General features: G+C 61.7%; 9 protein-coding genes, 5 rRNA genes and 1 pseudogene. 8 read left to right on the top strand and 7 right to left on the bottom strand.

Annotated elements, in window-relative coordinates; genetic code table 11:
- Positions 1-36 precede the first annotated feature (36 nt).
- Both ACE1OC_RS21780 and ACE1OC_RS21775 read right to left on the bottom strand, forming a co-directional pair.
- Positions 37-3,159: ribosomal RNA gene (locus ACE1OC_RS21780) — 23S ribosomal RNA — on the bottom strand.
- A 283-nt stretch (positions 3,160-3,442) separates the two neighbouring features.
- Positions 3,443-4,967: ribosomal RNA gene (locus ACE1OC_RS21775) — 16S ribosomal RNA — on the bottom strand.
- Together the 16S and 23S rRNA genes form the textbook arrangement of a ribosomal RNA operon.
- A gap of 822 nt (positions 4,968-5,789) precedes the next feature.
- Here ACE1OC_RS21775 and ACE1OC_RS21770 point away from each other — a divergent pair.
- The 4 genes from ACE1OC_RS21770 to ACE1OC_RS21755 all read left to right on the top strand — a co-directional run bounded on the left by ACE1OC_RS21770 (position 5,790) and on the right by ACE1OC_RS21755 (position 7,991).
- Entirely contained in the window at positions 5,790-6,005 is a 216-nt protein-coding gene (locus ACE1OC_RS21770) for a hypothetical protein (protein ID WP_407838386.1), read from the top strand.
- A gap of 38 nt (positions 6,006-6,043) precedes the next feature.
- Positions 6,044-6,166: a hypothetical protein gene (locus ACE1OC_RS21765; RefSeq protein WP_407838385.1), complete on the top strand. Its 123-nt coding sequence runs from the start codon at positions 6,044-6,046 to the stop codon at positions 6,164-6,166.
- Complete coding sequence (locus ACE1OC_RS21760; RefSeq protein ID WP_407838384.1) at positions 6,156-6,785, top strand: Fic family protein; 630 nt, start codon at positions 6,156-6,158, stop codon at positions 6,783-6,785. Before ACE1OC_RS21765 ends, ACE1OC_RS21760 begins: the two co-directional genes overlap by 11 nt.
- 171 nt (positions 6,786-6,956) lie before the next feature.
- The gene (locus tag ACE1OC_RS21755) at positions 6,957-7,991 is read left to right on the top strand and encodes a hypothetical protein (RefSeq protein WP_407838383.1); all 1,035 of its coding nucleotides are present in this window, start codon (positions 6,957-6,959) and stop codon (positions 7,989-7,991) included.
- A gap of 152 nt (positions 7,992-8,143) precedes the next feature.
- On the opposite strand, the gene ACE1OC_RS21750 is transcribed toward ACE1OC_RS21755, so the two are convergent.
- Entirely contained in the window at positions 8,144-8,491 is a 348-nt protein-coding gene (locus ACE1OC_RS21750; protein ID WP_420497900.1) for a hypothetical protein, read from the bottom strand.
- 151 nt (positions 8,492-8,642) lie between these two features.
- On the opposite strand from ACE1OC_RS21750, the gene ACE1OC_RS21740 reads away from it, so the two are divergent.
- The 3 genes and pseudogenes from ACE1OC_RS21740 to ACE1OC_RS21730 all read left to right on the top strand — a co-directional run bounded on the left by ACE1OC_RS21740 (position 8,643) and on the right by ACE1OC_RS21730 (position 11,065).
- Positions 8,643-9,398, top strand: a complete 756-nt coding sequence (locus ACE1OC_RS21740; protein ID WP_407838381.1) for a transposase family protein — start codon at positions 8,643-8,645, stop codon at positions 9,396-9,398.
- A gap of 18 nt (positions 9,399-9,416) precedes the next feature.
- Positions 9,417-10,448, top strand: a pseudogene (locus ACE1OC_RS21735) (IS110 family transposase); the annotation flags it as partial.
- A gap of 206 nt (positions 10,449-10,654) precedes the next feature.
- Positions 10,655-11,065 carry a GNAT family N-acetyltransferase gene (locus ACE1OC_RS21730; protein WP_407841638.1) on the top strand — a complete coding sequence of 137 codons (411 nt, stop codon included), beginning with the start codon at positions 10,655-10,657 and terminating at the stop codon, positions 11,063-11,065.
- Positions 11,066-11,162: 97 nt separating this feature from the next.
- Here the strand turns inward: ACE1OC_RS21730 and rrf are convergent.
- The 4 genes from rrf to ACE1OC_RS21710 form a co-directional block, all read right to left on the bottom strand.
- A 5S ribosomal RNA gene (gene rrf / locus ACE1OC_RS21725) occupies positions 11,163-11,280 on the bottom strand.
- A 74-nt stretch (positions 11,281-11,354) separates the two neighbouring features.
- Positions 11,355-14,478, bottom strand: a 23S ribosomal RNA gene (locus ACE1OC_RS21720).
- A gap of 283 nt (positions 14,479-14,761) precedes the next feature.
- Positions 14,762-16,286, bottom strand: a 16S ribosomal RNA gene (locus ACE1OC_RS21715).
- 584 nt (positions 16,287-16,870) lie between these two features.
- Entirely contained in the window at positions 16,871-17,407 is a 537-nt protein-coding gene (locus ACE1OC_RS21710) for a MarR family winged helix-turn-helix transcriptional regulator (protein WP_407838380.1), read from the bottom strand.
- Positions 17,408-17,531: 124 nt separating this feature from the next.
- Here ACE1OC_RS21710 and ACE1OC_RS21705 point away from each other — a divergent pair, with 124 nt between their 5' ends.
- Positions 17,532-18,806 carry an MFS transporter gene (locus tag ACE1OC_RS21705; protein WP_407841637.1) on the top strand — a complete coding sequence of 425 codons (1,275 nt, stop codon included), beginning with the start codon at positions 17,532-17,534 and terminating at the stop codon, positions 18,804-18,806.
- The last annotated feature ends 9 nt before the right edge of the window (positions 18,807-18,815 follow it).

Raw genomic sequence — 18,815 nt, 5'->3', positions numbered from 1 at the left:
GTTACTTCAGAACTAACACAGTGGACGCGAGCAACTGAGGACAAGCCCTCGGCCTATTAGTACCAGTCAGCTCCACCCGTTACCGGGCTTCCACATCTGGCCTATCAACCCAGTCGTCTACTGGGAGCCTTACCCTCTCAAGGAGGTGGGAATACTCATCTTGAAGCAGGCTTCCCGCTTAGATGCTTTCAGCGGTTATCCCTCCCGAACGTAGCCAACCAGCCATGCCCTTGGCAGGACAACTGGCACACCAGAGGTTCGTCCGTCCCGGTCCTCTCGTACTAGGGACAGCCCTTCTCAATATTCCTACGCGCACAGCGGATAGGGACCGAACTGTCTCACGACGTTCTAAACCCAGCTCGCGTACCGCTTTAATGGGCGAACAGCCCAACCCTTGGGACCGACTCCAGCCCCAGGATGCGACGAGCCGACATCGAGGTGCCAAACCATCCGTCGATATGGACTCTTGGGGAAGATCAGCCTGTTATCCCCGGGGTACCTTTTATCCGTTGAGCGACGGCGCTTCCACAAGCCACCGCCGGATCACTAGTCCCGACTTTCGTCCCTGCTCGACCCGTCGGTCTCACAGTCAAGCTCCCTTGTGCACTTACACTCAACACCTGATTGCCAACCAGGCTGAGGGAACCTTTGGGCGCCTCCGTTACTTTTTGGGAGGCAACCGCCCCAGTTAAACTACCCATCAGACACTGTCCCTGATCCGGATCACGGACCGAGGTTAGACATCCAGCACGACCAGAGTGGTATTTCAACGACGACTCCACAACCACTGGCGTGGCCGCTTCAAAGTCTCCCACCTATCCTACACAAGCCGAACCGAACACCAATATCAAACTATAGTAAAGGTCCCGGGGTCTTTCCGTCCTGCTGCGCGAAACGAGCATCTTTACTCGTAGTGCAATTTCACCGGGCCTATGGTTGAGACAGTCGAGAAGTCGTTACGCCATTCGTGCAGGTCGGAACTTACCCGACAAGGAATTTCGCTACCTTAGGATGGTTATAGTTACCACCGCCGTTTACTGGCGCTTAAGTTCTCAGCTTCGCCACACCGAAATGTGACTAACCGGTCCCCTTAACGTTCCAGCACCGGGCAGGCGTCAGTCCGTATACATCGCCTTACGGCTTCGCACGGACCTGTGTTTTTAGTAAACAGTCGCTTCTCGCTGGTCTCTGCGGCCACCCCCAGCTCACGGAGTAAATCCGATCACCAGGACTGGCCCCCCTTCTCCCGAAGTTACGGGGGCATTTTGCCGAGTTCCTTAACCATAGTTCACCCGAACGCCTCGGTATTCTCTACCTGACCACCTGAGTCGGTTTAGGGTACGGGCCGCCATGAAACTCGCTAGAGGCTTTTCTCGACAGCATAGGATCATCCACTTCACCACAATCGGCTCGGCATCAGGTCTCAGCCTTATATGAGGGACGGATTTGCCTACCCCTCGGCCTACACCCTTACCCCGGGACTACCACCGCCCGGGCTGGACTACCTTCCTGCGTCACCCCATCGCTTACCTACTACAAGTCTGGTTCGCCGGCTCCACCACTTTCCTTTCCCCGAAGGGTCCGGAACGGCTTCACGGGCTTAGCATCGCCTGATTCGATATTGGGCGTTTCAAAGCGGGTACCGGAATATCAACCGGTTGTCCATCGACTACGCCTGTCGGCCTCGCCTTAGGTCCCGACTTACCCTGGGCAGATCAGCTTGACCCAGGAACCCTTAGTCAATCGGCGCACACGTTTCTCACGTGTGTATCGCTACTCATGCCTGCATTCTCACTCGTGAACCGTCCACAACTAGCTTCCGCTGCTGCTTCACCCGGCACACGACGCTCCCCTACCCATCACAGCAGGCGTTGGCCCTATTGCTGCAATGACACGACTTCGGCGGTACGCTTGAGCCCCGCTACATTGTCGGCGCGGAATCACTTGACCAGTGAGCTATTACGCACTCTTTCAAGGGTGGCTGCTTCTAAGCCAACCTCCTGGTTGTCTCTGCGACTCCACATCCTTTCCCACTTAGCGTACGCTTAGGGGCCTTAGTCGATGCTCTGGGCTGTTTCCCTCTCGACCATGGAGCTTATCCCCCACAGTCTCACTGCCACGCTCTCACTTACCGGCATTCGGAGTTTGGCTAAGGTCAGTAACCCGGTAGGGCCCATCGCCTATCCAGTGCTCTACCTCCGGCAAGAAACACGTGACGCTGCACCTAAATGCATTTCGGGGAGAACCAGCTATCACGGAGTTTGATTGGCCTTTCACCCCTAACCACAGGTCATCCCCCAGGTTTTCAACCCTGGTGGGTTCGGTCCTCCACGAAGTCTTACCTCCGCTTCAACCTGCCCATGGCTAGATCACTCCGCTTCGGGTCTAGAGCGTGCAACTCAATCGCCCTATTCGGACTCGCTTTCGCTACGGCTTCCCCACACGGGTTAACCTCGCTACACACCGCTAACTCGCAGGCTCATTCTTCAAAAGGCACGCAGTCACGACCGTTATTCCGAAGAATAACGGCGACGCTCCCACGGCTTGTAGGCACACGGTTTCAGGTACTATTTCACTCCGCTCCCGCGGTACTTTTCACCATTCCCTCACGGTACTATCCGCTATCGGTCACCAGGGAATATTTAGGCTTAGCGGGTGGTCCCGCCAGATTCACACGGGATTTCTCGGGCCCCGTGCTACTTGGGAGATTCTTAAGCAAGCCGCTGATGTTTCGTCTACGGGGGTCTTACCCTCTACGCCGGACCTTTCGCATGTCCTTCGACTACATCAACGGTTTCTGACTCGCCGACCGGCCGGCAGACCGATCAAAAGAATTCCCACAACCCCGCATGCGCAACCCCTGCCGGGTATCACACGCATACGGTTTGGCCTCATCCGGTTTCGCTCGCCACTACTCCCGGAATCACGGTTGTTTTCTCTTCCTGCGGGTACTGAGATGTTTCACTTCCCCGCGTTCCCTCCACACTGCCTATGTGTTCAGCAGTGGGTGACAGCCCATGACGACTGCCGGGTTTCCCCATTCGGACACCCCCGGATCAAAGCTCAGTTGGCAGCTCCCCGGGGCCTATCGCGGCCTCTCACGTCCTTCATCGGTTCCTGGTGCCAAGGCATCCACCGTGCGCCCTTAAAAACTTGGCCTACAGATGCTCGCGTCCACTGTGTAGTTCTCAAGCAACGACCAGCCACCCATCACCCTCATCCGAAGACGAAGTTCACTGGGGCCGGCATCGCGAAGATAAAGCCTTACGGCCGTACCCTCAGATACCCAACAACGTGCCAAGCACCAGACCTCTTCCGAATCCTCTTTCCACGCCGAAGCAGTACTCGAGAATCATCAGATCATCTGGTGCCAACTAATCAACGTTCCACCCTGAGCTGACCGTGCAGAACGTTTGTCTGCAATCGGTACTGTGCTCCTTAGAAAGGAGGTGATCCAGCCGCACCTTCCGGTACGGCTACCTTGTTACGACTTCGTCCCAATCGCCAGTCCCACCTTCGACAGCTCCCTCCCTTACGGGTTGGGCCACCGGCTTCGGGTGTTACCGACTTTCGTGACGTGACGGGCGGTGTGTACAAGGCCCGGGAACGTATTCACCGCAGCAATGCTGATCTGCGATTACTAGCAACTCCGACTTCATGGGGTCGAGTTGCAGACCCCAATCCGAACTGAGACCGGCTTTTTGAGATTCGCTCCACCTCACGGTATCGCAGCTCATTGTACCGGCCATTGTAGCACGTGTGCAGCCCAAGACATAAGGGGCATGATGACTTGACGTCGTCCCCACCTTCCTCCGAGTTGACCCCGGCGGTCTCCTGTGAGTCCCCATCACCCCGAAGGGCATGCTGGCAACACAGGACAAGGGTTGCGCTCGTTGCGGGACTTAACCCAACATCTCACGACACGAGCTGACGACAGCCATGCACCACCTGTATACCGACCACAAGGGGGGCACTATCTCTAATGCTTTCCGGTATATGTCAAGCCTTGGTAAGGTTCTTCGCGTTGCGTCGAATTAAGCCACATGCTCCGCTGCTTGTGCGGGCCCCCGTCAATTCCTTTGAGTTTTAGCCTTGCGGCCGTACTCCCCAGGCGGGGAACTTAATGCGTTAGCTGCGGCACCGACGACGTGGAATGTCGCCAACACCTAGTTCCCAACGTTTACGGCGTGGACTACCAGGGTATCTAATCCTGTTCGCTCCCCACGCTTTCGCTCCTCAGCGTCAGTAATGGCCCAGAGATCCGCCTTCGCCACCGGTGTTCCTCCTGATATCTGCGCATTTCACCGCTACACCAGGAATTCCGATCTCCCCTACCACACTCTAGCTAGCCCGTATCGAATGCAGACCCGAGGTTAAGCCTCGGGCTTTCACATCCGACGTGACAAGCCGCCTACGAGCTCTTTACGCCCAATAATTCCGGACAACGCTTGCGCCCTACGTATTACCGCGGCTGCTGGCACGTAGTTAGCCGGCGCTTCTTCTGCAGGTACCGTCACTTTCGCTTCTTCCCTGCTGAAAGAGGTTTACAACCCGAAGGCCGTCATCCCTCACGCGGCGTCGCTGCATCAGGCTTTCGCCCATTGTGCAATATTCCCCACTGCTGCCTCCCGTAGGAGTCTGGGCCGTGTCTCAGTCCCAGTGTGGCCGGTCGCCCTCTCAGGCCGGCTACCCGTCGTCGCCTTGGTGGGCCATTACCCCACCAACAAGCTGATAGGCCGCGGGCTCATCCTTCACCGCCGGAGCTTTTAACCCCCGCCCATGCAGGCAGGAGTGTTATCCGGTATTAGACCCCGTTTCCAGGGCTTGTCCCAGAGTGAAGGGCAGATTGCCCACGTGTTACTCACCCGTTCGCCACTAATCCACCCCGAAGGGCTTCATCGTTCGACTTGCATGTGTTAAGCACGCCGCCAGCGTTCGTCCTGAGCCAGGATCAAACTCTCCATGAATGTTTACCCGTAATCGGGTGCACACGCACTTAGAGCGGGACAGTCATGTCGGAATAAGACCGACCGTCCACTGCGTCCTCGCTGTGTAATTGCCTGCAAGCACCACAGCCGAAGCTGCGACCTCACAGGTCTTTTTCAAAGGAACCTCATCCACCGAAATGGACGGGGTATCAACTTTTTGGCGTTGATTTTTGGCACGCTGTTGAGTTCTCAAGGAACGGACGCTTCCTTTGTACTCACCCTCTCGGGCTTTCCTCCGGGCGCTTCGTTCGTTCTTGTGTCTCCGACTCTATCAGACTCTTTCGTGTCCGATTCCCAGTCAGCGGGATTCGCTTTCCAGTTCTTCGCTTTCGCGTTTCCCTTTCCGGCGAGACCGACTCTATCAGAAGTTTTCCACCGGATTTCCCGGCTTCAGATTCCTGGATGAGGAGTCGAGGGTGCCCACTCTGAATTGCTTCTTTGGGGGCCGGCTGCCGAACTTGTCCAGTTCCAGGCAACCGTTTGACTCTACATGACACCCCCTGCACGGTCCAAATCGGCGCGACACGACACCCCATCGTCGTGTAGGCCCCCGCCCGGTACGGGTGCGAGGGCGCCGACCCCTCGGTCTCCCACTCCTCCCTCGTCGCCGAACGCTTCCGTACCCGTAAGCGCCATCCAGGGCACCTCGACCAAGGCCTCACCCGCGAACCGCTCCATCCATCCCCCCCGAGCCGGCCCCTCAGCAGGCCCAACAAGCCCTGGACCGACGCCGATCCCGGCCGGAACGCCTTCGACTGGGCCGACGACTCGGCGGCACAGCTGACGGCACTCATCGTTCCGATGGTGCCTTCCGAGGCCGACCGGGGTGCTTGCCCCGACCAGATGGCGGGCTTTCGCTTCACCGACCAGGTCACCGCGCTCCTGGTGTCCCGTTACGGCCGCTGGGCCTGGGATTGGGACCACTCGGTCCACTACGGGGGTCCCGTCGAGTCCTGGTGCTGTGCCTCGGACTCCGTCGGAGAGGCCCAGGAGACCGCGGAACGCGTCGTGACCTGAACTCCACCGGCCTGGGATCGGACGAGGCACAGGAGGCGGTGGAAGCTGCTATCGGCGGCCGGTTCAAGAGCCACGTCGCGCCCGCCCCGACCCTGGTCGACACGGTGGGCGAGGACCTGGCGATTCGCCTGGCCGGCCGCGGGTTCTACCGTGAGCGTTGACGCGCTGGCCGCATGGTGCAAGGTCAGGGAGCAGGTCGACTGGCGTTCGGCGGCGAGCGTGGGCCCGGCTCCGGTGCGCCCGGCCGTCGACGGACTCGCCCTGTGGTTCGACGGTCCGGTCCGCCTTCGCGACCCGGATCGCGCCAACCGGCTGCTCGCGGCGATGGCCCTGTCCCGCGTCGCAGCCTCACGGGGAGAGCCGCTCACCCCGACCCTGCTCGCCGGCTGGCAGAAGCTGGTCCTCGGTGTGGACCAGGTGGGTCTGCGCCGGAGCGACGCCTTCGCCAAGGGCGGCCGGGAACGATACGGGCTCACGCCCCACATCTGGCAGGACTTCGCCGCCTGCCTGCACCAGAGCGCCGACCCGTCGGTTCCCCTGACCGCCCGCGCGGCCAGGGCGTACCTCGACATCGCCTTCTTCCACCCCTACCCGGACGGCAACGCCCGCCTGGCCCTGCTGGTCCTCGCCCACGTCCTGGAGAGGGAGGGAGTACGCCTCGACGAAGTGGGACCGCTCCAGACCACCCGCTACGCGGACGACCCCGAGGGCGCTCTCGACTTGGCCGCCCTCGTCTCCGTCCTGATCCGCGCCACCCACCGGCGGGCAACCGCCCGGTGAGTGGGCCTTCCCCGACCCACGCGACCGTGACCCGCCTGCGGAGAAGGCTTGCCCCCCTCTGACCTGGGCCATTACCTCAGGAGTAATCGACCCCTGCCCCGGCGGACGGGCATGTTGGCCCCACACGAGCGGTAACGGGCCGCATCGGGCAGGAACGAGACGGGGTACGGAATGTTCGCGGGTCGGCGTGGTGTGGTGGGAGTCGCGGTGGCGGCGGTCGTCGTGGGGGTGGCGACCTCAGCGGCGGCGCTGCCGGGCGGTGGGGAGGCCGCCGCCCGGGGCGACTGCCCGGAGGTGCGCGCCAAGGTCGAGCGACTGGAGGGCCGGATCACCCCGAACGCCTGCGCGTTCATGCGGCGCCAGATCGCCTTCGGCGAGCTGCCGACCGGCGCCCCGCCGGCCATCGGCGACCTGAGCCACCCCCGGGTGAAGGCCTACCTCGACATCTTCGACGAGGAGGCCACCCTCTGGGAGGCGGGCAGCACCCCCCAGCGCGGCCACACCGTGATCGGCACCTCCATCACCGGATCCCTGCGGCTGGCACCCGGCCTGCGCTACCGGGGCACGGACGTGGTGGCCGACGGCGGTGTCATGATGTTCGGCCAGTGGAACGAGATCACGCTGAAGGGTCACAAGGTGGCCTACCCGCAGATCGCGCGCAATGTCCTGGGGGACGACGGCAAGACCCTCCAGGCCCGCCGCTACTACGACCGCTACGCCCTGTTCCGGGACACTGTCCCGGAGCTGGCGCCCGAGGGCCTGTTCGACGGGATCGCGGACCCAGGCCCGGCTACCTCCCGGGGCCCGGCGCCTGAGCGTTTGCGGGCTGCGGAGATCCCGGACCGCCTGGCGGCATGGAACGGGGAGGACGTCGACGCCCTACTCACCCGGATGGGAAACGCACGGCTGTCGGGGCCGGGGCTGGACGCTCCGCTGACGACGGAAGCCGGCAAGCGGGCCTACCTCCAGCGGTTCTTCGGCACGGCGGACGTCCGCTTCAAGGCCGGCCAAGTCGCCTTCGGCAGGACCACGACCTACGTGGAGTGGCACGGCACGGTCTCCGGACCGAAGGGCCAGGACATCCCGTTCGGGATCGTGGAGCGCTTCGGCCCGGGCGGCGAGTGGGAGTTGTACTTCGACACCCTCCCCCTGGTCGCCGACCGGGTGGAGATCGGCGCGCTCTTCCAGAAGCTGGCCCAGCCTTAGCTTGCTCCGTGTCGTCCGACCTCGAACAGTGAGCCTTTTCCAACCTCCTGGTCGGGTCAGTGGGCGGCGTGCACGCAGACATGCCGGCGGCCCAGGTGCTGGGCTGGTCCGAGGAGTCAAAGCGGGTACCGTACGGCCCGGAATCAGGAGACCTACGGGCGCCCGGCCGCCTCGGGTCGCCAGACATCGAGGTCCAGAGCCACCATGAGGAAGTCACCCTCCACACGGACGACGACGTCGGGGTCCTTGATCCCTGCGGCGAACTCCTCGGCGCGGACGTCGTCGAGCAGGAAGACGAAGTGCTCGATCACCACGGGCTGATTCCTGAGGTCGCCGTCCGGATCCACCGCGGTGTTCGCGCGGTCTGCTGCGAGGCAGAGCACCATCATGAACACCTTGAGGTGATCCGCCCCAAGTAGCACATCGGCCCCGTGGACGACCATGACGATCCCCACCCCGCCCGTGACGGCCTCGTGGAGGTCATCGAGGCAGTCGACCAGAGCATCCCAATTCCAGCCGAAATAGCCGGGGACCCAACCACCCGGGCAAAGGCGTCAAGCACACCGGCCTCATCTGTCAGATCGCGAGCATGCACCTCGTACACCCGACGGGTTCTCGACCAAGATCACCCGTGTCCGCCAGGAGCTTCGCGTGCTTGTCTGTCCGTCCTCGATCGATCTGTCCAGCCGCAGCCTGCAGCACCTGGCGGAGCGGCTCGCTGTTCGGCGCCGGGAGATCGGTACGCGGTGGCGACGACTGCCCGCCGGCCGTCAGGCCCTGCTCGCCCTGGCCCACCTCCGGTGCGGCGACACCTATGCCCAGCTTGCCGCTGGCTTCGGAATCGGCATCGCGACCGTCTACCGGTACATACACGAGGCCATCGAAGTCTTGGCCTCTCGCGCACCGACCCTGGTGGAGGTGATGGAGACGGCCCGGGCGAAAGCGTTCGTGATCCTGGACGGCACGCCGCTGCCGATCGACCGGCTTGCCGCCGATGCCCCGTACTACTCGGGCAAGCACAATCGTCACGGCATGAACGTACAGGTCCTCACCGACCCGTTCGGCCGACTGCTCTGGGCGTCCCCGGCCCTGCCCGGAGGCACCCACGACCTGACCGCTGCCCGAAGCCACGGGATCGTCGATGCGCTCGCCGCCGCGGGATTGAAGTGCTGGGCGGACAAGGCGTACCAAGGCACTGGCCGGCACATCCGAGTCCCGTTCCGGGGCCGCCGGCTCAAGCAATGGAAGCGACGACACAACGGCAGCCACGCCAAGATTCGCTGCGTCGGCGAGCAGGCCATGGCCGCCCTGAAAGGCTGGCGTCTACTGCGGAAGCTCCGCTGCAGCACCAACCGGATCACCGACATCGTGAAGGCCGTCCTCGTCCTTCACCACGTCTCAACATGAGGTTGGAAAAGGCTCCCTACATTGGGCATCGACCTGGCCGACGGCGGAGCCGCCCTGGTCATCACGATCCTCCTCAACCACGACCAGCCGGTGAACTACATCTCCGGCCGGGCCATCCACCGCGCCTCCGAGACCTACCGCGGCGAAGGCAAGACCGATGCCAAGGACGCCGCGGTCATCGCCGACCAGGTTCGCATCCGGCGCGACCTGAACCCGTTACGCACCGGTGACGAAACCGCCCTCGACCTCAAGATCCTTACCGGTCGCCGCATGGACCTGGTCGCCGACCGCACCCGCACCGTCAACCGGCTCCGAGCCCAGCTCTCCGGGATCTTCCCGGGCTTGGAACGGGCCTTGGATCTCACCAACACGGGCCCGCTGACGCTGCTGACCGGTTACCAGACCCCAGCCGCTATTCGCCGGCTCGGCACCAAGCGCCTGGAGACCTGGCTCCGGAACCGCAAGGTTCTCCGCGCCGACCAGCTCGCCGAAACTGCAGTCCAGGCAGCCGAACGCCAGCACACCAGCCTGCCCGGCGAGAAGCTGACCGCCCAGATGGTGCACACACTGGCGAACGAGGTGATGGCGGTCAACCGGCAGGTCGCCGAGCTCGCCAAGCTCATCGAGGCCCGGTTTCGCGACCACCGGCACTTCGAGGTGATCACCAGCATGCCCGGACTGGGCATCATCCTCGGCGCTGAGTTCCTGGCAGCCACCGGCGGCGACATGACCGCATTCGGCACCCCCGACCGCCTGGCCGGCTTCGGCGGAGTCGCCCCGGTCCCGCGAGACTCCGGCAAGATCAGCGGCAACCTGCGACGCCCTCAGCGATATAACCGAAGGCTTCAACGCGTCTTCTATACCTCCGCGCTGTTCAGCATCCGAAGGTGCGACGAGTCCCGCCGCTTCTACGACCGCAAACGAGCCGAGGGCAAGCGCCACACCCAAGCCGTCCTCGCCCTCGCCCGCCGCCGGGTCAATGTCCTCTGGGCCCTCCTCCGCGACGGACGGTGCTACGAGCTCGTCCCACCGGCCGCCCTCGCGGCTTGACAGACGGCATTAGGAATCAGTGTCTCGAGCTGGGTCGCTCACCCGGGGGTTCGCCGGACGTGGGGGCGGCCTCCTGGCTCGACCACGACGGTGAACTGCCCGTGCTCGAATTCGGATGCGGGCGGGGCACTGTTCTGCGAGAGTCCCGCGCTGTGAACAGTGTTGAGCCTGTGTTGCGACGTGCGGTCGACTCCGATGCGTCCGGCATGGCCGAGACCTGGCTGCGTTCCTTCAGAACCGCGCTGCCGACCGTGCGTCTTGCGCACAGCGACGACGAGGTGCGGGACTGGTTCGCTTCCGTGGTCGTGCCGCAGTACGAGACCTGGATAGCCGAGGCCGACGGCTCCGTGGCGGGGCTCCTCGTCCTTGACGGCGAGGAACTGGAACAGCTCTACCTGGATCCGTCGTGGCGGGGAACGGGCCTCGGCGACCGGTTCATGGCCCTGGCCAAGGAGAAGCGGCCGGACGGACTCAGCCTGTGGACGTTCCAAGTCAACCGGCCGGCACAACGGTTCTACGAGCGGCACGGCTTCATCGCGGCCGAACGTACCGACGGACTCCGCAATGAGGAGCGCGAGCCGGACGTCCGCTACGTATGGCAGCCCCAGAGGACGTAGCCGCACGGGGCGGGTCGGCCGCGAGAAAGCCCCGTAAACGCAGAAAAGCCCCGCACCGAACCCGTAAGGGCTGGTGCGGGGCTTTCCCACAATGATTGTTCGGCGGCGTCCTACTCTCCCACAGGGTCCCCCCTGCAGTACCATCGGCGCTGAAAGGCTTAGCTTCCGGGTTCGGAATGTAAACCGGGCGTTTCCCTAACGCTATGACCACCGAAACACTATGAAGTTAACCAACCGGATATGAACACAGTTCGTTACTTCAGAACTAACACAGTGGACGCGAGCAACTGAGGACAAGCCCTCGGCCTATTAGTACCAGTCAGCTCCACCCGTTACCGGGCTTCCACATCTGGCCTATCAACCCAGTCGTCTACTGGGAGCCTTACCCTCTCAAGGAGGTGGGAATACTCATCTTGAAGCAGGCTTCCCGCTTAGATGCTTTCAGCGGTTATCCCTCCCGAACGTAGCCAACCAGCCATGCCCTTGGCAGGACAACTGGCACACCAGAGGTTCGTCCGTCCCGGTCCTCTCGTACTAGGGACAGCCCTTCTCAATATTCCTACGCGCACAGCGGATAGGGACCGAACTGTCTCACGACGTTCTAAACCCAGCTCGCGTACCGCTTTAATGGGCGAACAGCCCAACCCTTGGGACCGACTCCAGCCCCAGGATGCGACGAGCCGACATCGAGGTGCCAAACCATCCCGTCGATATGGACTCTTGGGGAAGATCAGCCTGTTATCCCCGGGGTACCTTTTATCCGTTGAGCGACGGCGCTTCCACAAGCCACCGCCGGATCACTAGTCCCGACTTTCGTCCCTGCTCGACCCGTCGGTCTCACAGTCAAGCTCCCTTGTGCACTTACACTCAACACCTGATTGCCAACCAGGCTGAGGGAACCTTTGGGCGCCTCCGTTACTTTTTGGGAGGCAACCGCCCCAGTTAAACTACCCATCAGACACTGTCCCTGATCCGGATCACGGACCGAGGTTAGACATCCAGCACGACCAGAGTGGTATTTCAACGACGACTCCACAACCACTGGCGTGGCCGCTTCAAAGTCTCCCACCTATCCTACACAAGCCGAACCGAACACCAATATCAAACTATAGTAAAGGTCCCGGGGTCTTTCCGTCCTGCTGCGCGAAACGAGCATCTTTACTCGTAGTGCAATTTCACCGGGCCTATGGTTGAGACAGTCGAGAAGTCGTTACGCCATTCGTGCAGGTCGGAACTTACCCGACAAGGAATTTCGCTACCTTAGGATGGTTATAGTTACCACCGCCGTTTACTGGCGCTTAAGTTCTCAGCTTCGCCACACCGAAATGTGACTAACCGGTCCCCTTAACGTTCCAGCACCGGGCAGGCGTCAGTCCGTATACATCGCCTTACGGCTTCGCACGGACCTGTGTTTTTAGTAAACAGTCGCTTCTCGCTGGTCTCTGCGGCCACCCCCAGCTCACGGAGTAAATCCGATCACCAGGACTGGCCCCCCTTCTCCCGAAGTTACGGGGGCATTTTGCCGAGTTCCTTAACCATAGTTCACCCGAACGCCTCGGTATTCTCTACCTGACCACCTGAGTCGGTTTAGGGTACGGGCCGCCATGAAACTCGCTAGAGGCTTTTCTCGACAGCATAGGATCATCCACTTCACCACAATCGGCTCGGCATCAGGTCTCAGCCTTATATGAGGGACGGATTTGCCTACCCCTCGGCCTACACCCTTACCCCGGGACTACCACCGCCCGGGCTGGACTACCTTCCTGCGTCACCCCATCGCTTACCTACTACAAGTCTGGTTCGCCGGCTCCACCACTTTCCTTTCCCCGAAGGGTCCGGAACGGCTTCACGGGCTTAGCATCGCCTGATTCGATATTGGGCGTTTCAAAGCGGGTACCGGAATATCAACCGGTTGTCCATCGACTACGCCTGTCGGCCTCGCCTTAGGTCCCGACTTACCCTGGGCAGATCAGCTTGACCCAGGAACCCTTAGTCAATCGGCGCACACGTTTCTCACGTGTGTATCGCTACTCATGCCTGCATTCTCACTCGTGAACCGTCCACAACTAGCTTCCGCTGCTGCTTCACCCGGCACACGACGCTCCCCTACCCATCACAGCAGGCGTTGGCCCTATTGCTGCAATGACACGACTTCGGCGGTACGCTTGAGCCCCGCTACATTGTCGGCGCGGAATCACTTGACCAGTGAGCTATTACGCACTCTTTCAAGGGTGGCTGCTTCTAAGCCAACCTCCTGGTTGTCTCTGCGACTCCACATCCTTTCCCACTTAGCGTACGCTTAGGGGCCTTAGTCGATGCTCTGGGCTGTTTCCCTCTCGACCATGGAGCTTATCCCCCACAGTCTCACTGCCACGCTCTCACTTACCGGCATTCGGAGTTTGGCTAAGGTCAGTAACCCGGTAGGGCCCATCGCCTATCCAGTGCTCTACCTCCGGCAAGAAACACGTGACGCTGCACCTAAATGCATTTCGGGGAGAACCAGCTATCACGGAGTTTGATTGGCCTTTCACCCCTAACCACAGGTCATCCCCCAGGTTTTCAACCCTGGTGGGTTCGGTCCTCCACGAAGTCTTACCTCCGCTTCAACCTGCCCATGGCTAGATCACTCCGCTTCGGGTCTAGAGCGTGCAACTCAATCGCCCTATTCGGACTCGCTTTCGCTACGGCTTCCCCACACGGGTTAACCTCGCTACACACCGCTAACTCGCAGGCTCATTCTTCAAAAGGCACGCAGTCACGACCGTTATTCCGAAGAATAACGGCGACGCTCCCACGGCTTGTAGGCACACGGTTTCAGGTACTATTTCACTCCGCTCCCGCGGTACTTTTCACCATTCCCTCACGGTACTATCCGCTATCGGTCACCAGGGAATATTTAGGCTTAGCGGGTGGTCCCGCCAGATTCACACGGGATTTCTCGGGCCCCGTGCTACTTGGGAGATTCTTAAGCAAGCCGCTGATGTTTCGTCTACGGGGGTCTTACCCTCTACGCCGGACCTTTCGCATGTCCTTCGACTACATCAACGGTTTCTGACTCGCCGACCGGCCGGCAGACCGATCAAAAGAATTCCCACAACCCCGCATGCGCAACCCCTGCCGGGTATCACACGCATACGGTTTGGCCTCATCCGGTTTCGCTCGCCACTACTCCCGGAATCACGGTTGTTTTCTCTTCCTGCGGGTACTGAGATGTTTCACTTCCCCGCGTTCCCTCCACACTGCCTATGTGTTCAGCAGTGGGTGACAGCCCATGACGACTGCCGGGTTTCCCCATTCGGACACCCCCGGATCAAAGCTCAGTTGGCAGCTCCCCGGGGCCTATCGCGGCCTCTCACGTCCTTCATCGGTTCCTGGTGCCAAGGCATCCACCGTGCGCCCTTAAAAACTTGGCCTACAGATGCTCGCGTCCACTGTGTAGTTCTCAAGCAACGACCAGCCACCCATCACCCTCATCCGAAGACGAAGTTCACTGGGGCCGGCATCGCGAAGATAAAGCCTTACGGCCGTACCCTCAGATACCCAACAACGTGCCAAGCACCAGACCTCTTCCGAATCCTCTTTCCACGCCGAAGCAGTACTCGAGAATCATCAGATCATCTGGTGCCAACTAATCAACGTTCCACCCTGAGCTGACCGTGCAGAACGTTTGTCTGCAATCGGTACTGTGCTCCTTAGAAAGGAGGTGATCCAGCCGCACCTTCCGGTACGGCTACCTTGTTACGACTTCGTCCCAATCGCCAGTCCCACCTTCGACAGCTCCCTCCCTTACGGGTTGGGCCACCGGCTTCGGGTGTTACCGACTTTCGTGACGTGACGGGCGGTGTGTACAAGGCCCGGGAACGTATTCACCGCAGCAATGCTGATCTGCGATTACTAGCAACTCCGACTTCATGGGGTCGAGTTGCAGACCCCAATCCGAACTGAGACCGGCTTTTTGAGATTCGCTCCACCTCACGGTATCGCAGCTCATTGTACCGGCCATTGTAGCACGTGTGCAGCCCAAGACATAAGGGGCATGATGACTTGACGTCGTCCCCACCTTCCTCCGAGTTGACCCCGGCGGTCTCCTGTGAGTCCCCATCACCCCGAAGGGCATGCTGGCAACACAGGACAAGGGTTGCGCTCGTTGCGGGACTTAACCCAACATCTCACGACACGAGCTGACGACAGCCATGCACCACCTGTATACCGACCACAAGGGGGGCACTATCTCTAATGCTTTCCGGTATATGTCAAGCCTTGGTAAGGTTCTTCGCGTTGCGTCGAATTAAGCCACATGCTCCGCTGCTTGTGCGGGCCCCCGTCAATTCCTTTGAGTTTTAGCCTTGCGGCCGTACTCCCCAGGCGGGGAACTTAATGCGTTAGCTGCGGCACCGACGACGTGGAATGTCGCCAACACCTAGTTCCCAACGTTTACGGCGTGGACTACCAGGGTATCTAATCCTGTTCGCTCCCCACGCTTTCGCTCCTCAGCGTCAGTAATGGCCCAGAGATCCGCCTTCGCCACCGGTGTTCCTCCTGATATCTGCGCATTTCACCGCTACACCAGGAATTCCGATCTCCCCTACCACACTCTAGCTAGCCCGTATCGAATGCAGACCCGAGGTTAAGCCTCGGGCTTTCACATCCGACGTGACAAGCCGCCTACGAGCTCTTTACGCCCAATAATTCCGGACAACGCTTGCGCCCTACGTATTACCGCGGCTGCTGGCACGTAGTTAGCCGGCGCTTCTTCTGCAGGTACCGTCACTTTCGCTTCTTCCCTGCTGAAAGAGGTTTACAACCCGAAGGCCGTCATCCCTCACGCGGCGTCGCTGCATCAGGCTTTCGCCCATTGTGCAATATTCCCCACTGCTGCCTCCCGTAGGAGTCTGGGCCGTGTCTCAGTCCCAGTGTGGCCGGTCGCCCTCTCAGGCCGGCTACCCGTCGTCGCCTTGGTGGGCCATTACCCCACCAACAAGCTGATAGGCCGCGGGCTCATCCTTCACCGCCGGAGCTTTTAACCCCCGCCCATGCAGGCAGGAGTGTTATCCGGTATTAGACCCCGTTTCCAGGGCTTGTCCCAGAGTGAAGGGCAGATTGCCCACGTGTTACTCACCCGTTCGCCACTAATCCACCCCGAAGGGCTTCATCGTTCGACTTGCATGTGTTAAGCACGCCGCCAGCGTTCGTCCTGAGCCAGGATCAAACTCTCCATGAATGTTTACCCGTAATCGGGTGCACACACACTTAGAGCGGGACAGTCATGTCGGAATAAGACCGACCGTCCACTGCGTCCTCGCTGTGTAATTGCCTGCAAGCACCACAGCCGAAGCTGCGACCTCACAGGTCTTTTTCAAAGGAACCTCATCCACCGAAATGGACGGGGTATCAACTTTTTGGCGTTGATTTTTGGCACGCTGTTGAGTTCTCAAGGAACGGACGCTTCCTTTGTACTCACCCTCTCGGGCTTTCCTCCGGGCGCTTCGTTCGTTCTTGTGTCTCCGACTCTATCAGACTCTTTCGGGCCTGACTCCCAGTCAGCGGGTTTTGTCTTTCGGGCTGTTGGGCCCTTCCGACTCCCGAACTCTAGTGGATTTCCCGGGCGATTCATAATCGACCTTCAGGAATGAATTCGGGCATGCCGAATGCGTTCCCAGTGGGAGATCTTGCTGAGTTGGGTGCCGCAACGAGGCGGCGGGATTCGTTGTCTCAGAAACCTTTCGGCTCAGGGACAACTCGAAGAACCTTACGGATCCGCAGAGTCCGTGTCAACCCGGGCAGCTGGGCCGGGTCACTGGGCGGTCAGTGCGGGGACTGGAGGTCCTCTACGCGGGTCAGGAGCCGGGTGAGCATGTCGCCCAGTACGCCCCGCTCCGCCGTGGAGAGGTCCTGCAGCAAGTCCTCCTCGAAGACCGTCGCCGCCCTCATCGCGTCCAGCCACTTGCTGCGGCCTTCAGCGGTGAGCTCCACGATCACGCGGACGCGGTTGTTCTCGTCCCGCTCGCGCGTGACCAGTCCTTCCGCCGTCATGCGGTCGATCCGGTGGGTCATCGCCGCCGGCGTGAGGCCCAGCTGCTTCGCGAGCTCGCTCGGTCCCATCCGGTACGGGGCTCCGGAGAGCACGAGGGCCTTGAGGACCTCCCACTCCGCGTTGCTGATGCCCAGGGCCGCGGTCTGGCGGCCGTACGCGACGTTCATGCGGCGGTTCAGGCGGCTGAGGGCCGAGACGACCTTCTCGACCTGGGGGTCGAGGTCCTGGAACTCGCGCTGATAGACGGCGATCTGTTCGTCGAGGCTCGGCTCGTGGACGGGCGCAGTGCCGTCGGGGGTGTCACCCATGGTCCGAAGTATGGCACGGGGGTCGTTGGCATCTAACTCCTTCGGTGTGTAGTGTTAAGGATCGAACTTTAGGTATGAAGTCTTCAAGCTTCAGCAATCAAGGTGGTGAGAAGTGACCAAGGTGATGGGCGCTGCGATGCGGAGGATCCAGGCCGGGAACGCGTTGACCGCGTTCGGTATCGGCTTCACGGTTCCGTTCCTCTACGTCTACGCGGCGAAGGTGCGAGAACTGGACCCCATGTGGGCGACGGGGACGTTCATGGCGTTCGCCCTCGGTGCGCTTCTCGCGCTCCCCTTCACCGGGCGGGTGATCGACCGGCGCGGTCCGGTCCCCGTCGTCATCGGTGCGGCCGTCGTCGCCTCGTTCGGCGCGCTGTCGCTCGGGCTCTCCACCGGCGTGGTCGCGATCCTGCTGTCCGCGCTCGCGCTGGGTGCCGGCCAGGCCGTCATGCAGCCCGCGCTGGCCACGATGATCGTGCGCTGCTCCACCCCCTCCACCCGGACCCGTGCCTTCGCCCTCCAGTTCTTCATGCAGAACCTGGGTCTCGGCATCGGCGGTCTGATCGGCGGGCTCATCGTCGACGAGAGCCGTCCGGGCAGCTTCACGCTGCTCTTCGGTATCGAGGCCGTGATGTTCCTGGTGCTCGCCGGGGTCATCGCCACCGTGCGGATGCCTCAGGTGCCGGCCATCAGCACCGCGCTGGCCAAGGACGCGGCCCAGGCGGGCGGCGGCTGGAAGCGGCTGATGGAGCACAAGGCGATGGTGCAGTTCTGCGTCCTCGGCTTTGTTCTGTTCTTCGCCTGCTACGGACAGTTCGAGTCGGGTCTCGCCGCCTTCGGTACCGAGGCCGCCGGGATCTCCCCCTCCACGCTCGGGTTCGCGCTCGCTGCCAACACCGGTGCGATCGTGCTCGCCCAGTTCGTCGTGCTGCGGCTGGTGGAGAACCACCGCCGGTCCCGGGTGATCGCGCTCGTCGGTCTGCTCTGGACCGTGGCGTGGATCATCGCCGCCTTCTCGGGGCTGGGGCACGGCAGCGCGGTCGTGGCCGCCGCCGCGTTCGTGACCACGTACGCCCTCTTCGGCATCGGGGAGGCCATGCTGTCGCCGACGCTCGCGCCGCTGGTGGCCGACCTGGCGCCCGAGGGCTCCGTGGGCCAGTACAACTCGGCCTTCGCGCTGGTCAAGCAGCTGGCTCTGGCGCTCGGGCCGCTCGGTGTGCCGCTGGCCGCCGGCGTGCCGATGCTCTACATCGGGATCTTCGTCCTGGTCTCGCTGGGCATCGCCGGGCTGGCGCTGCGGCTCGGCAAGCAGCTGACGCCGGTGCAGGACAACCCGTCGCTGGCCGGGAGCACCATCGTGGTGAAGCGGGTGAAGGAAGCCGCGCCCGTGGCCGCGTAGGAAGAAGTG

Origin of the sequence: Streptomyces stoeckheimensis, assembly GCF_045822005.1 — a bacterium.
Lineage (GTDB): Bacteria > Actinomycetota > Actinomycetes > Streptomycetales > Streptomycetaceae > Streptomyces > Streptomyces stoeckheimensis.
Note: the sequence above shows the minus strand (reverse complement) of the source record. Positions and strands in the feature narration are given on the sequence as shown.